Here is a 12,744-nt window from a genome sequence, read left to right on the forward strand (position 1 = left end):
TGCTCTACAAGCAAACGCCTAAACCGCGCTCAGGCGGTCAACCATGTCAGGGAATTTTTCGACCAGTTTGATCAGCAAAGCAGCCTGTGCATTGGGTTTGGACTTCTCCTGCTCCCAGTTGCGCAGGGTGCTCGTGCTGGTCCGGATCCGCCGCGCAAAAACGTTCTGAGACATGTGCAGCCTTTGCCTCAAGGCCACTATTTCCTGAGCAGAAATCTCAGGCGCAGGCCTGTCTTCAAAGGTATCGCCGCGAAGGGTGAGCTTCCCTTCTCGGTGTGCAGACATTTCCTCAACGCCCTCCATCATTTCTGCGAACAGGTCGCGCTTCTTGCTCATCGTTTGCCTCTCTTGCGCAGCTCTGCGTCGATAGCGGCCTTCAATTGACGCTGCTGGTCAGCGGTCAAATTCGAGGCCTCATCCTTGTCATAGATCGAAAACATCCAGATCTGACCGTCATTGATCAGCTAATAATAGATAACCCGCAGGCCGCCACGCTTGCCTTTGCCTCGACGTTCATCGTGCCAGCGTAGCTTCCTGAATCCACCCGTTCCTGGCATGAGGTCCCCTGACTCGGGACTCGCCAAAATGTAGATCTGAAGCGAGCGATAGCCATCATCGTCGAGATAACCTGGCCTCAGCCGGCTGAAAATTGTGGTTTCAAAAAATACAGCATCCATAAAAGGGTAGGCAACCTGATTATGTTTGGTCGTAGCTGTAAGCTAGCGGTCGCAGTGAAATGCTTCACCTCGTTTTCTGCCACCAGCTGTTGCATCGCTTCATTGCGTCCAGCGAAATGCCGCGGCAACACAACAATCCCACCCCCACCAATCGTTCTCATCCTTTTCACAAAAAATTGATGGCCCGATGCCTAAAGTTCGCAGCATCGGCGGGGTTCCTCCCGCGTTTATATTCTCATTTCCAGCCAAGCAGACTTTTATGCTCAACGTCAAAGCAGTTCGTCCCGAGCTTGTGACAGTGCTTGCCAGTGCCTTTTTGTTGATCGGGTTTAACCTGACCCTCTGGCAGCATCTATTTGCGATTACCGACTCGGACGGTAAGGGCCTGTTGTTGCGTTGTGCTTTTGCGCTGATGGTGTTCTGCGCGTTTAATATTTTCTTCACGCTGTTAGCGTTCAAGCGTGTATTGAAACCCGTACTGATCTGTCTCTTTTTTATCAGCGCCGGTGTGGCTTATTTCATGAGCCAGTATGGCGTGATGATTGATTCGGGCATGTTCCGAAACTTCGCTGAAACCAATGTCACCGAAGTGCGCGATCTGCTTTCTTTGAAGTTACTCGGCTACTTGTTCTTTCTGGGTGTCGTGCCTTCGGTGATTCTTTTCAAAACACCCATTGCCTATCGGCGCTGGCCTCGCGAGTTGCTGAGCAAAGCGCTGGTGTCTGTCGTCTGCGCGGTCGCCATTGGCGGTGTGGCGCTGTTGAATTACCAGGGGCTGTCCTCGCTGTTTCGCAATCATCACGAGTTGCGCCTGATGGTCGTGCCGAGCAATTACCTGGCGGCGTCCGTGGGTTACTTGAGCGAGCAGGCCAAGTCTGCGCAGCGGCCGTTCGTGAGTATTGGTCAAGACGCCAAACTTGCCAGCGATTGGCAGCAGCACAAGCGCAAGTCACTGACCGTGCTGGTCGTTGGCGAAAGTGCGCGGGCCGAGAACTTCGGCATCCTGGGCTACAACCGCGACACCACGCCACAGCTGAGCAAGGAGCGTGGCCTGCTCACGTTTACTGACGTGCATTCCTGCGGCACGGAGACGGCGGTGTCGGTGCCGTGCATGTTTTCCAACATGGGCCGCAAGGATTACAACGCCACGACCGCACGCAATGAAGAAGGCGTGCTCGATGTGCTGAAGCGCGCCGGGCTCGATGTCATCTGGCGCGACAACCAATCGGGCTGCAAGGGCACCTGCGACCGGGTGACGATGCAGGATGTCAGCAACTTCAAGGATCCGGCGTTGTGTGCCAACAACGAGTGCCGCGATGAAATCCTGCTACAGGGGCTGCAACACTTCATCGACACACTGGACAAAGACACCGTGCTGGTACTGCACCAGATGGGCAGTCATGGTCCTGAGTACTTCAAGCGTTATCCGAAAGAGTTCGAGAAGTTCACCCCGGTGTGTGAAAGCAATGCGCTGAATAATTGCTCGCGGGAAAGTATCGTTAACGGTTACGACAACACATTGCTGTACACCGACCATGTACTCGCGATGTTGATCGACATCCTGCGCAACAATCAGGGCAAAGTAGACACGGCCATGGTTTATCTTTCCGACCACGGCGAGTCGTTGGGTGAATACAACCTGTTCCTGCACGGCACGCCTTATATGCTGGCGCCCGATCAACAGAAACATGTCCCGATGATTGCCTGGTTTTCCGAGAGCTATCAGCAGTCGTTCGCTGTGGATACCCACTGCCTGCAAAAAGAGCGAAACGCGCCGCTCAGTCAGGACAACTTGTTTCATTCCATGCTGGGCCTGTTGCAAGTGCGCACAAGCGTTTATAACCCGGCGCTGGACATGTTCGCGGGCTGTCGGGGGATTTATACGGACGGGGTACTGGCCAATGAGTGAGCCCCTCAGCAAGCAGGTTCACGTCGAAGACGTGCGCCAGCATGAGCACACTCTCAGCCGACGCCTGAGTCTGTGGCGCGATGCGCAGCTGGCGCGCAAAGCGTTGCGGGATGCGGGCGAGCCCGGGCTGGTGCTGGACTTGCCGTCGGGCTCCGGGCGTTTCTGGCCGGTGCTGGCCGAACACGCCAATCGGGTGATCCTCGCGGCCGATCCTTCGACCGACAGGCTGGCGTTCGCCGAGGCACAGTCATCCAGCGAGGTGCGCAAGCGCATCCGCACGTTCCAGAGCTCGGCGTTTTCCATCGGCCTGTCCGCCAACGCGGTGGACTGCATCTTCTGCATGCGGTTGTTCCATCACCTGGGCGACAGCGAAAAACGCGGTGCGATTCTCGACGAGTTTCACCGGGTGACCCGCGACACGGCCATCGTCGCGCTGTGGGTCGACGGCAATGTGAAATCGTGGCGTCGCAAACGTCAGCAGGGCCGACTGGAGGTTGGTATGTCCGCCCCCCGTAATCGATTCGTGGTGTGCCGCAGCGACATCGAATCCGAGTTCGCACGGGCGGGTTTCAAGATCGTCGATCACCACGACTTTCTCCCCGGCTACGCCATGTGGCGCGTGTATGTGCTGCGTAAGGCCGGCCAGTGATCAGTGATCGGATGGACGGTCGTCGCCACGGCGGCTATTTGCGCGCTTCAAAGATGAAGTTGTTCGAGACTTGCAGGACGGATGCCCGGTAACTGCTTGTAGCGATATATACTGCGCGCCATTCTTCGAGGGAGAGCCGTGTGGCCATCGATATTCACTGGATTCGCGACGACCATAGCCTCGCCGAACATTGCGCACAGTGGCAGACCCTGCCCTACGTCGCACTCGACACCGAATTCATGCGGGTCGACACCTTCTATCCTATCGCCGCGCTGTTGCAGATCGGCGATGGTTCAAGCGCCTATCTGATCGACCCGTTGCTGATCAGCGACTGGAAGCCTCTGGCCGCGCTGCTGGAAAACCTTGACGTCATCAAAGTCGTTCACGCCTGCAGCGAGGACCTCGAGGTGCTGTTGCGCCTGACCGGCAGCCTCCCGGCGCCGCTGTTCGATACGCAACTGGCCGCGGCCTACCTGAACCTCGGGTTCTCGATGGGTTATTCGCGTCTGGTCCAGGAAGTGCTGAACATCGACCTGCCGAAAGGCGAAACCCGCTCGGACTGGCTGCAACGCCCCCTCTCGGAAACCCAGATCAGCTACGCCGCCGAAGACGCCGTTCACCTGGCCGAGGTATACAACCTGCTGCGTCCGCGTCTTTCCGATGAAAAGTACGCGTGGGTGCTGGAGGACGGTGCTGAACTGGTCGCCAATCTGCGCCGCGAAACCGATCCTTATGACGCTTACCGCGACGCCAAGCTGGCGTGGAAGCTGTCCCGTGCGCAGCTCGCCGTGCTGCGTGAGCTCTGCGCCTGGCGCGAGCAACAGGCGCGCCTGCGTAATCAGCCACGCAATCGCATCCTGCGCGAACATTCGCTCTGGCCGCTGGCCAAATCCCAGCCCGACAACCTCGCCGCGCTGGCGAAGATCGACGACATGCACCCCAAGACCGTGCGTCAGGACGGCGAGTTTCTGCTCGACCTGATCAAGAAAGCCGGCAGCGTGTCGCCGGATCTTTGGCCGCCCGCGTTACCGGAGCCGCTGCCGATCGAGGCCTCCAATGTGCTCAAGAGCCTGCGCGTCATTGGCCAACAGCAAGCCGAGCGTCTCGACATGGCGCCGGAATTGATGCTGCGCAAAAAGACCCTCGAAGCCCTGCTCAAGACCGGTTACCCAGACGGTCCCTATAAACTGCCCGATTCGCTGCGTGGCTGGCGCCGCGAATTGATGGGCCAGATGCTGCTCGACAGCCTGGCCAACGTCGGAGAACAGCCTTGAAACGTATTTGCTCCATCTACCGTAGCCCGCGCAGGAACGAAATGTACCTGTATGTCCTCAAGAGCGACGCCCTGGAGCGTGTGCCCGAGGAATTGCTGACCGCGTTCGGCAAGCCGCAGCACGCCTTCAATCTGGTCCTGTCGCCGGAGCGCGCCCTGGCCCGCGAAGACATTCACGCGGTGCTCGCCAATCTGGACAAGCAGGGTTACCACCTGCAGATGCCACCGGCCGAAGACGATTACATCGAGCACCTGCCCGAAGAGCTGCTGCGCCGCAACGATCCGATGTGATCGATTTCTGACCCTGCAATCCACCGCAGGGGTACACCGGACCGTCGCATGCGTCAGACCTGACCGGCTCAACCGAGCGCGGTCCGGAACGCTGCGCGGTCGCATGCCCCGTTTATTCGAGTTTTGAAGCCATGCGCGTTCTGATCGCCGAACACGATTACCCCATTTACACCGAACTGCTCCGCCAGACAGCCCCCGAGATCGAAGTGCTGAGCAGCGGTAACTCCGCCGAACTGTCGAAAATGGCCGCCGAGGCGCCGATCTGGCTTGGCCAGCCTGACCTGCTGGCGAATCTGCTGCGCCAGGGCCACAAACCGAAATGGCTGCAATCGACCTGGGCCGGCATCACGCCGCTGCTGGCTGACGGCCTGTACCGCGACTATCAACTCACCCGCGCGGTTGGCATCTTCGGTCAGGTGATGGCCGAGTTCGTGCTGACCTACATGCTGGTCCACGAACGTGAAGTGCTGGCGCGGTTGGTCAGTCAGGTCGAGCGCAAGTGGGACAACCGAATGGGCCGCAGCCTGTCCGGGCGCAAGGCGTTGATCGTCGGGACGGGCGACATTGGCCGGTGCGTGGCGCAGTTCCTCGTGCCGTTCGGCGTCGAGCTGTATGGCATTGCGTCGAGTGCGCGGACCGAAGCGCCGTTTGTTGAGGTGGCTGCGCTGGAGGACCTGCCGCGTCTGGTGGCCGAGGTTGATTTCGTCATCAATCTGCTGCCCAACACGCCGCAGACCCAGGATCTCTACAACGCCAAACTGTTTGCCCGCTTCAAGCCTTCGGCGTTGTTCATCAACGTCGGTCGGGGCACGGCGGTGGTGGATGCGGATCTGGTCGAAGCGCTGAAGGAAGGACATCTGGCGGGGTCGGTCATTGATGTCTGCCGGCAGGAGCCGCTGCCCCAGCGTCACCCGTTCTGGACGGCGTGGGGCCTGTTGCTCACCGGTCACAGCTCGGCACCGACGTCGCCGCCGGCGATGACCCAGCTGTTCGTGGACAACCTCAAGGCCTATGCGGCCGGCGAGGCGTTGCGCGGAGAAGTGGATTTCGCGAAGGGGTATTGAAGCCTGTCCTTGTGGGACCGGCTTCAGCCGGGAAGAGCCCAGTGTGTACGCCATCCATTTTGTGGAGTGGCCCCGACGCCTTCCCGGCTAAAGCCGGTCCCACTAAAACCCAGCGTCCAGCCCTTACAAACTGAAATCCCCCTCAGCCGCCAGCTCAGCCAGCGGCCGACGCGGGCTCGGCGTCTCGCGGGCCTGAAGGTATTCAGCCAGCGTCGATTTATCCCCCAGCTTGCCGATCGCCACCGCCGCATGCACTGCGTATTCCTCCGGAATCTTCAGCGCCTGGCGAGTCAGTTCCTGATCGAACCCCGCCATGCCGTGGGTGTGCCAACCGCTGAGGCTTGCTTGCAGCGCCAGGTATCCCCACGCCGAACCCGTGTCGAAGGTGTGCCACAGCGCCGGTGTTTCTTCAGTCGCGCCGGGAGCGGTGAAGGTGGTTTTGGAAATAATGATCACCAGCGCCGAGGCATGCTGTGCCCAGCCGCGATTGAATTCATTCAGCAGGCCGAGGAAACGCTCCCAGTTCGGCGTGTCTCGGCGGGCGTAGAGAAAACGCCATGGCTGTGAGTTGTACGCAGAGGGCGCCCAGCGCGCGGCTTCAAAAAAACTCAGCAGGGTTTCCTCGGGAATGCTCTCGCCGCTGAACGCGCGCGGCGACCAGCGCTCGATGAATTGAGGGTCGATGGCGTACTCGGCAACACGGGGATTGGCGCTCATGGATGCGATCCTGAAAGAGAGATAAAACCATCCGCCTGGGGCCAGGCGACGTGATCATTCAGATGGGCCGTGGACGGCAGGCATCGTCGAAAAAGACTAGGGTAAGGCGCGGGCATTGGTGGTGCTGCCCGCGAGGGCCTAACGCTACTGCGCCGCCTCGCTGCTGACAAGCCTGCCGTATTTCCCGCTCAAACCCGATCTATCAGGCGCGCGCGTCTTACCGACAGTCGCCAATGCTTGGCCCAACTGCCGTGTACCTCTAGACTGGCGGCCTTTCATTGCCCCACAGCTGTTTGCGCGAGAACCATGGCCGCCATCGTTGAACCCTTCTGGATACGCAAAACCCTCGATCAACTCGATGCCGTCGAGTGGGAGTCGCTGTGTGACGGCTGCGGTTTGTGCTGCCTGCAAAAGCTCGAGGACGAGGACTACGGTAGCGTTTATTACACGCGCATCGCCTGCAAGCTGCTGGACCTGAAGACCTGCGCCTGTACTGACTACCCGAATCGCCGGGCCCAGGTCCCGGACTGCATTCAGCTGACGCCCGGAAAAGCCGACGAATTCAAATGGCTGCCGCCCACCTGCGGCTATCGGCTGGTCAGCGAGGGCAAGGACCTGCCGCTCTGGCACCATCTGGTGTGCGGGGACCGGGAACAGGTGCACAAACAGCGTATTTCTCAGTCCGGGCGCATGCTCAGCGAAGGCAGCGTGCCTGAGGACGACTGGGAGGATTACCTGATTTTTCGTGCGGGCTAACTCAAAAAGCTCGTGAGGCTGTCGGTTCAGCCGTCACGAGCTTGCTTGCGATGCAGCGTCGATCAGACGCCTTTCGGACCTTTCAACGCGTCGACGCCGGTGTCGACAGCATCTTCTACAGCCACTTCAGCCTTGGTTTTCAGCTTGCTCAGTTCTGCGCCGGCTTCTTCGATGCGCGAACGGGCCACGTCCATCTCGCTGCGGCTTTTGTCGATCAGCGCTTTGGCCGAGCAGTGGCCGGTGATGCCACGGGCCAGAACGGCGCCGCCGATTGCCAGTTGCACCAGACCAAAGATCCCGCCGCGGCGCAGGCCTTTGCCCATCATCAGGACACCACCTGCCAGCGAGCCGATGCGCTCCCAGCCTTGTACGTTCTGCTCCGGGTAATCGTGCAAAGGTCGTTCGATGCGTTCAATGATCGGGGTGTCGCTCATGATGCGTTCTCCGTGAAGGGTAGGGTCCTTAAAGCTGACTGTCACCAGCGCAAACTGTTCAATGCGTTTTATCAGCGCTCGAACGTCAGGTGCGATCGGTTTCCCGTCCGAACTGCGGGCCAGAGCGGGTGTTGATGCCTTTGGCCATGCGGTCGTAAAGCACGACGTTGACGGTCGCGGCGAGGTTCATGCAGCCCGTCGTGGGGATGTACACCACGTCTTCGCACCAATCGCGGATCTCTTTATCCAGCGAACCGTCTTCCGGCCCGAAGATATAGATCGCCCGATCAGGGTGGGTGTACTCCGGCAACGCACGTGCGCCCTCGACCAATTCCACGGCCACCGGCACGCAGCCCAGCGGGATGATCTTTCGCAGATCATCAATACCGATCAGCGGGATGTCCTGGTGGATCTTCTTGGTGTCGGTAACGAAATCACGGGCACGCTCGTAGCGCTTGCCGGTGTAGAACACCGACGCCACGCCATAGCAGCCTGCTGCGCGCATCACCGAACCGACGTTTTCCGGGGATTTGGGATTGAACAAGCCGATGCAGGCATAGCGTTTGTTGGCCACGGGGGAGGGTGCTCATCAGAGAAAGCGCGGGATTATAGGGGAAAGAGGCAGCAGGAAGCTGCAAGCCTCAAGCTTTAAGCTGCAAGAGGCGGTGAACGGTGGCCCGACAAACGCCGCTGTGCTTTTACTTGCCGCTTGCCGCTTAAAACTTGCAGCTCAACGCCTCAATCCTTCTTCATCAATCCGGCCAGCGCGGCGAACGGGTTGTGGGTCGCCTTGGCGGTTTTCGGGCTGCTGGTCGAGCTTTCCGAGAAGTATTGCTGGTCGGTGTAACGCGAGTGTTCGTTGTCGTGGCAGTACAGGCACAGCAGTTCCCAGTTGGAGCCGTCCTGGGGGTTGTTGTCGTGGTTGTGGTCGCGGTGGTGAACGGTCAACTCGCTGAGGCGTTTACCGGCAAATTCCCGGGCGCAGCGGCCGCAGACGTGCGGGTACATGCGCAGGGCTTTGTCGCGGTAACCCATTTCGCGGTCACGCTGGTTGTCGGCGAGGATGCGGTCCAGTTTGGAAGTATTGGTTGGCGTATTGGCCGAACTCATGGCGTCACCTGTTTCGTGTTCTGTTGGCGATGGAGAGCAATGCAGGCAAGTCTAGCGCTTTACCCGTCGATCAGCCCTTGAGTTTTTCAGCGATCCAGATGGTATGCCGTGTGCCCTTGTTGCCGTGGGCGTAGACCTTGACCTCTTCGGCCTTGAAACCGGCCTTGCGCAGTTTGTCGCTGAAGGCCGCATCTGCGCTGGCGGACCATACGGCCAATACGCCTTTGGGCCGCAGCGCGCTGGCACATGCCGCAAGACCACCGGCCGAATACAGCCAGCTGTTGGATTTTTGCGTCAGGCCTTCAGGGCCGTTGTCGACATCGAGCATGATCGCGTCAAAGCCCTGGGGTTCGGCTTTCAGCACTTGGGCGACGTCCTGCACCACCACCTTGGCGCGTGGGTCCTGCAACGGATTGCCCGACTTCTCACCCAGCGCACCACGGTTCCAGTCGACGACGCCGGGCACCAGCTCCGCGACGACGACTTCGCCATTCTTGCCCAAGTGCTTGAGTGCCGACGCCAGGGTAAAGCCCATGCCCAGTCCGCCGATGAGCACCCGCGGGTTGGGGCGGGACGCGACCTTCTTGCAGGGGATTTCGGCCAGAGCGTCTTCGGAACCGTGCATGCGCGTGTTCATCAACTGACCGCCGTCGCCACCTTGGATCTTGATGACAAAATCCTCGCCGTACTCGAACAGGCACAAGGCGCCGCCGTTATCGGGGATCGGAGTGGTGTCGAGCAGAACAAAACGTTTCATGGATAACTCGTCAAAAGGGTCGGGCCGCATACAGCGCAATTTGTCAGAGCGCGATGGGTTGCGCAGGAGTAGCCTGAGCGATAAGCGAAAGATTGGCAGGGGAGGCCAACGATGAAGTGCTCCATTCTACTGACGATTGTCATCACTGTGCTCGGCGTGTCGCAAGCGTCTGCCGAGAGCCTGCAACCTGTTCTGAATACGCCCGAGCCCATTGCGGCGTCCGCCGGTTCGCCCGGTACCGCAACGCCAACGCCGTACCCACAAGTGGCGCCGCCGGGCATTCCCCACGCAGGTGGACAGGGCAACCCGCCACTGCTGCCGAAGATTCCCCAACCAGGTCCGCCAAAGGACGATGAGCCATTGCCGGGCTTGCAGCCGTCCGACAAGCCGAATCCCTGAAGGCCGTTCTGCTTAATCCTGCTGCGCCACCACCTGCCCATCCATCATGCGCAGCCGCTTCGACATCGCCACCGCAATCGCGCGGATGATCTTCGCCGCCACTTTCGGCGCTTCGTTGAGCATCTTGTCCAGCGAGTCCTTGCCCAGGTTCAACAGATCGCACGAAGACGCGGCAACGCAGGTAGCAGAGCGGCGTTCGCCGTCCAGCACCGCCATTTCGCCAAACGCCCTGCCACTGCGCAGAATGGCGGTCTCCACCGGATGACCGTCGCTGTTGAGCTTCTGCACCGACACCGTGCCCGAATGAATGATGCACATGAACGTGCCCGCGTCGCCTTCGTAGAAGATCGCTTCACCTTTTTCAATGTTGCTGATGCTGAAGTATCCCGCAGCCGCGGCAAATTCCGCGGGCGTCAGGGCGATGAACAGACCGCAGTCCATCAGCATGTCGCGAATTTCCTTATTCAGTGACGAAGAGTTGAGCAATGTAGACATGGCGAGTTCTAGTTAAGTGGTTTGAAAGAGTGCTTGAAACGCTGGACCGCCTTCGAAGAGCCCCGGACTTTACAGCGTCCGGGGCTTCCCATGTGACACACCGCCTGCGCAGATTTCGTCAGGCCAGGTTCAGCACTTTCAGAATAAAGCCGTATTCGAGTGCTACGTCACGCAATCCCTGATAACGCCCGCTCATGCCGCCGTGGCCCGCGCCCAGTTCGGTCTTGAGCAACAGCAGGTTGTCGTCGGTTTTCAGATCACGCAGTTTCGCCACCCACTTGGCCGCTTCCCAATATTGCACGCGGCTGTCGTTGTAACCCGCGATCACCAGCATGGCCGGATACTGCTGCGCCGTGACGTTTTCATAAGGCGCGTAGGCCTTGATCCGCGCGTGAACATCGGGCTCTTGCGGGTTGCCCCATTCGTCGTACTCGGTGACGGTCAGCGGCAGATCGGGATCGAGCATGGTGTTGAGCACATCGACGAACGGCACTTCAGCAATGGCCGCCTTGAACAGCTCCGGACGCTGATTGACCACCGCGCCAATCAACAGGCCGCCAGCACTGCCACCGCTGATCACCAGTTGTTCGGCAGTGGTGATGTTCTCCGCGATCAAATGTTCGGCACAGGCGATGAAGTCGCTGAAGGTGTTCTGCTTGTGTTCCTGCTTGCCGTTGCGGTACCAGGCCTCGCCCAGCTCACCGCCGCCGCGCACATGGGCGATGGCGAAAGCGATGCCGCGGTCGAGTAGACTCAGCCGGGCATGGGAAAACCACGGGTCCAGGCTTTCGCCGTACGCGCCATAGCCGTACAGATACAGCGGAACGGTCTGACCGGCCAGCTCGCGTTTGACCACCAGGCTGATCGGCACTTGCGTACCGTCGGCGGCTGTCGCCCACAACCGCTGGCTGACGTAGGCATCGGCGTCGAACACACCCAGTACGGGCGTTTCCTTGAGTACGATTTGTTCCCCGGTGGCCAGCGACAATTGCCAGACCTGCGGCGGACGGTTCAGCGATTGATAGCGCAGGCGAATTTTGTCGCTCTCGAACTCAAGGGTGTCCTGCACATACAGGTTGTACGCCGCATCCGGCAGTTGCACGCGATACGCCGGCAGGCCTTGCGGGTGCACTTCGACGATTGGCAAGCCGCCTTCGCGCAGGCTCAAGGTCAGGCCTTTGGCGTTGAGGCTGAAGCCGTCGAGCATGACCCTCTCGCTGTGGGCAATCAGGTTCTGCCAGTCGCTCCGCTCAGGTGCGCCGTCGGGTTTTTCGGGTGCGTGGTACAGCGCAAAGTTGATGCCGTCCTGATTGCTGCGGATGACCCAGCTCCACTTGCCCTCAATCAGGCCGTGATCCACTGAGTATTCGTGCCCCTCGCTGCGCGGCGCCATGCACACGAACTTCTGCTGGGGTGTGTCGGCGTCCAGCACCCAGGCCTCGCTGGTGGTTTTGCTGTCCAGCCCCACAATTAACTGCCGCTCCGAGCTGCTGCGGTAGCAATGCAGGAAGAAGCGCCCGTCGGGCTCGGTGAACACCAGCTCGGCGGATGCTTCGCCCAGTTTATGGCGGTACAGCTTGTGCGGACGATGGGTATCGTCCAGCTCGCCGAAGAACAGCGTCTGGCTGTCGTTCGCCCACGTCATGCTGCCGTCAGAGTCTTCGAACGGCAGACTGCTGACCACGCCGCTGCTCAGCTCTTTGACGTACAGCTTATAAACCTCTTCGCCGCTGGTGTCGAGGCTGTAGGCCAAGCGTTGATGGTCGGGGCTGATGCTGAACGCGCCGAGGGAGAAGAAGCCACCGCCGGCCAGTTCGTTGGGGTCGAGCAGCAACTCTTCAGCGCTTTCGTCGAGGGTCTGGGAGTCATCGGCCGGACGCGGGCAGCGGTAGTGACGGGCGTATTCGTCGCCCTCGGTGGTGCGGGTGTAGTAAAGATACGGGCCCCAGGGGGAGGGCAGTGACAGGTCGGTTTCCAGGATGCGGCCCTTGATCTCCTGAAACAGGGTTTCGCGCAACGGCTGCAGGTCGGCGAGCTGCTTTTCCTGCCAGGCGTTCTCGGCCTTGAGGTAATCGAGCACTTCATCGGTGTCGCGGTTTTGCAGCCAGGCGTACGGGTCGGCGCCGTCAGCCTTGCGGGCGACGGGGGCGTTGGAAGCGTGTGGGGCGGAAGGCATGCTGGGCTCTCTCACGTGGGCTCATCTGAACGGGATC

At 60.0% G+C, this 12,744-nt stretch carries 15 protein-coding genes and 1 pseudogene; 7 read left to right on the forward strand and 9 right to left on the reverse strand.

Annotation, left to right across the window (positions count from 1 at the left end; genetic code table 11):
• Nucleotides 1–18: 18 nt before the first annotated feature.
• Both ABEH28_RS13615 and ABEH28_RS13620 read right to left on the reverse strand, forming a co-directional pair.
• Nucleotides 19–336, reverse strand: a complete 318-nt coding sequence (locus ABEH28_RS13615) for a helix-turn-helix domain-containing protein (protein WP_122623063.1) — start codon at nt 334–336, stop codon at nt 19–21.
• A pseudogene (locus tag ABEH28_RS13620) lies at nt 333–677 on the reverse strand (toxin). The gene ABEH28_RS13615 and the pseudogene ABEH28_RS13620 overlap by 4 nt, the downstream one beginning before the upstream one ends.
• Before the next feature lie 259 nt (nt 678–936).
• Between ABEH28_RS13620 and ABEH28_RS13625 the strand changes: the two are divergent.
• The 5 genes from ABEH28_RS13625 to ABEH28_RS13645 all read left to right on the forward strand — a co-directional run bounded on the left by ABEH28_RS13625 (nt 937) and on the right by ABEH28_RS13645 (nt 5,863).
• Entirely contained in the window at nt 937–2,586 is a 1,650-nt protein-coding gene (locus ABEH28_RS13625) for a phosphoethanolamine--lipid A transferase (RefSeq protein ID WP_192170902.1), read from the forward strand.
• On the forward strand, nt 2,579–3,235 hold the full coding sequence (locus ABEH28_RS13630; RefSeq protein WP_346630212.1) for a class I SAM-dependent methyltransferase: 657 nt from the start codon (nt 2,579–2,581) through the stop codon (nt 3,233–3,235). Before ABEH28_RS13625 ends, ABEH28_RS13630 begins: the two co-directional genes overlap by 8 nt.
• A 140-nt stretch (nt 3,236–3,375) precedes the next feature.
• Nucleotides 3,376–4,509, forward strand: coding sequence for a ribonuclease D (gene rnd, locus ABEH28_RS13635; RefSeq protein WP_346630213.1), 1,134 nt, complete (start codon nt 3,376–3,378; stop codon nt 4,507–4,509).
• Nucleotides 4,506–4,799 (forward strand): YcgL domain-containing protein, encoded by a 294-nt coding sequence (locus ABEH28_RS13640; protein ID WP_122537448.1) that lies wholly within the window; start codon nt 4,506–4,508, stop codon nt 4,797–4,799. The genes rnd and ABEH28_RS13640 overlap by 4 nt, the downstream gene beginning before the upstream one ends.
• A 131-nt stretch (nt 4,800–4,930) precedes the next feature.
• On the forward strand, nt 4,931–5,863 hold the full coding sequence (locus ABEH28_RS13645) for a D-2-hydroxyacid dehydrogenase (RefSeq protein WP_346630214.1): 933 nt from the start codon (nt 4,931–4,933) through the stop codon (nt 5,861–5,863).
• Between the two features lie 123 nt (nt 5,864–5,986).
• Here ABEH28_RS13645 and ABEH28_RS13650 read toward each other — a convergent pair whose 3' ends face one another.
• Nucleotides 5,987–6,580: a nitroreductase family protein gene (locus tag ABEH28_RS13650; protein ID WP_192170906.1), complete on the reverse strand. Its 594-nt coding sequence runs from the start codon at nt 6,578–6,580 to the stop codon at nt 5,987–5,989.
• Between the two features lie 306 nt (nt 6,581–6,886).
• On the opposite strand from ABEH28_RS13650, the gene ABEH28_RS13655 reads away from it, so the two are divergent.
• On the forward strand, nt 6,887–7,336 hold the full coding sequence (locus ABEH28_RS13655) for a YcgN family cysteine cluster protein (protein ID WP_346630215.1): 450 nt from the start codon (nt 6,887–6,889) through the stop codon (nt 7,334–7,336).
• A gap of 62 nt (nt 7,337–7,398) precedes the next feature.
• Here the strand turns inward: ABEH28_RS13655 and ABEH28_RS13660 are convergent, their stop codons facing one another.
• The 4 genes from ABEH28_RS13660 to ABEH28_RS13675 all read right to left on the reverse strand — a co-directional run bounded on the left by ABEH28_RS13660 (nt 7,399) and on the right by ABEH28_RS13675 (nt 9,637).
• Complete coding sequence (locus tag ABEH28_RS13660; protein WP_108122086.1) at nt 7,399–7,770, reverse strand: DUF2892 domain-containing protein; 372 nt, start codon at nt 7,768–7,770, stop codon at nt 7,399–7,401.
• Between the two features lie 85 nt (nt 7,771–7,855).
• Nucleotides 7,856–8,344 carry an RNA methyltransferase gene (locus ABEH28_RS13665; protein ID WP_065986778.1) on the reverse strand — a complete coding sequence of 163 codons (489 nt, stop codon included), beginning with the start codon at nt 8,342–8,344 and terminating at the stop codon, nt 7,856–7,858.
• Nucleotides 8,345–8,508: 164 nt separating this feature from the next.
• A complete protein-coding gene (locus ABEH28_RS13670) occupies nt 8,509–8,880 on the reverse strand; it encodes a YajD family HNH nuclease (RefSeq protein WP_074890657.1) in 372 nt (123 codons plus the stop codon).
• 70 nt (nt 8,881–8,950) lie between these two features.
• Nucleotides 8,951–9,637 carry an MnmC family methyltransferase gene (locus tag ABEH28_RS13675; protein WP_346630216.1) on the reverse strand — a complete coding sequence of 229 codons (687 nt, stop codon included), beginning with the start codon at nt 9,635–9,637 and terminating at the stop codon, nt 8,951–8,953.
• Nucleotides 9,638–9,748: 111 nt separating this feature from the next.
• Between ABEH28_RS13675 and ABEH28_RS13680 the strand changes: the two genes are divergently transcribed.
• Nucleotides 9,749–10,036, forward strand: a complete 288-nt coding sequence (locus ABEH28_RS13680) for a hypothetical protein (RefSeq protein WP_346630217.1) — start codon at nt 9,749–9,751, stop codon at nt 10,034–10,036.
• A 12-nt stretch (nt 10,037–10,048) separates the two neighbouring features.
• On the opposite strand, the gene ABEH28_RS13685 is transcribed toward ABEH28_RS13680, so the two are convergent.
• Together ABEH28_RS13685 and ABEH28_RS13690 are read right to left on the reverse strand one after the other, a co-directional pair.
• Nucleotides 10,049–10,522, reverse strand: a complete 474-nt coding sequence (locus tag ABEH28_RS13685; protein WP_346630235.1) for a cyclic nucleotide-binding domain-containing protein — start codon at nt 10,520–10,522, stop codon at nt 10,049–10,051.
• Between the two features lie 127 nt (nt 10,523–10,649).
• Nucleotides 10,650–12,707: a S9 family peptidase gene (locus tag ABEH28_RS13690; protein ID WP_192170910.1), complete on the reverse strand. Its 2,058-nt coding sequence runs from the start codon at nt 12,705–12,707 to the stop codon at nt 10,650–10,652.
• Nucleotides 12,708–12,744 lie beyond the last annotated feature (37 nt).

It is taken from the genome of Pseudomonas sp. Ps21-P2, from assembly GCF_039672565.1.
GTDB lineage: Bacteria > Pseudomonadota > Gammaproteobacteria > Pseudomonadales > Pseudomonadaceae > Aquipseudomonas.

What these genes read in the sequence shown, in the direction of transcription:
- ABEH28_RS13615 (WP_122623063.1), bottom strand. Translation starts at nt 336, where the DNA reads ATGAGCAAGAAGCGCGACCTGTTCGCAGAAATGATGGAGGGCGTTGAG.
- ABEH28_RS13625 (WP_192170902.1), top strand. Translation starts at nt 937, where the DNA reads ATGCTCAACGTCAAAGCAGTTCGTCCCGAGCTTGTGACAGTGCTTGCC.
- ABEH28_RS13630 (WP_346630212.1), top strand. Translation starts at nt 2,579, where the DNA reads ATGAGTGAGCCCCTCAGCAAGCAGGTTCACGTCGAAGACGTGCGCCAG.
- ABEH28_RS13645 (WP_346630214.1), top strand. Translation starts at nt 4,931, where the DNA reads ATGCGCGTTCTGATCGCCGAACACGATTACCCCATTTACACCGAACTG.
- ABEH28_RS13650 (WP_192170906.1), bottom strand. Translation starts at nt 6,580, where the DNA reads ATGAGCGCCAATCCCCGTGTTGCCGAGTACGCCATCGACCCTCAATTC.
- ABEH28_RS13655 (WP_346630215.1), top strand. Translation starts at nt 6,887, where the DNA reads ATGGCCGCCATCGTTGAACCCTTCTGGATACGCAAAACCCTCGATCAA.
- ABEH28_RS13660 (WP_108122086.1), bottom strand. Translation starts at nt 7,770, where the DNA reads ATGAGCGACACCCCGATCATTGAACGCATCGAACGACCTTTGCACGAT.
- ABEH28_RS13670 (WP_074890657.1), bottom strand. Translation starts at nt 8,880, where the DNA reads ATGAGTTCGGCCAATACGCCAACCAATACTTCCAAACTGGACCGCATC.
- ABEH28_RS13675 (WP_346630216.1), bottom strand. Translation starts at nt 9,637, where the DNA reads ATGAAACGTTTTGTTCTGCTCGACACCACTCCGATCCCCGATAACGGC.
- ABEH28_RS13680 (WP_346630217.1), top strand. Translation starts at nt 9,749, where the DNA reads ATGAAGTGCTCCATTCTACTGACGATTGTCATCACTGTGCTCGGCGTG.
- ABEH28_RS13690 (WP_192170910.1), bottom strand. Translation starts at nt 12,707, where the DNA reads ATGCCTTCCGCCCCACACGCTTCCAACGCCCCCGTCGCCCGCAAGGCT.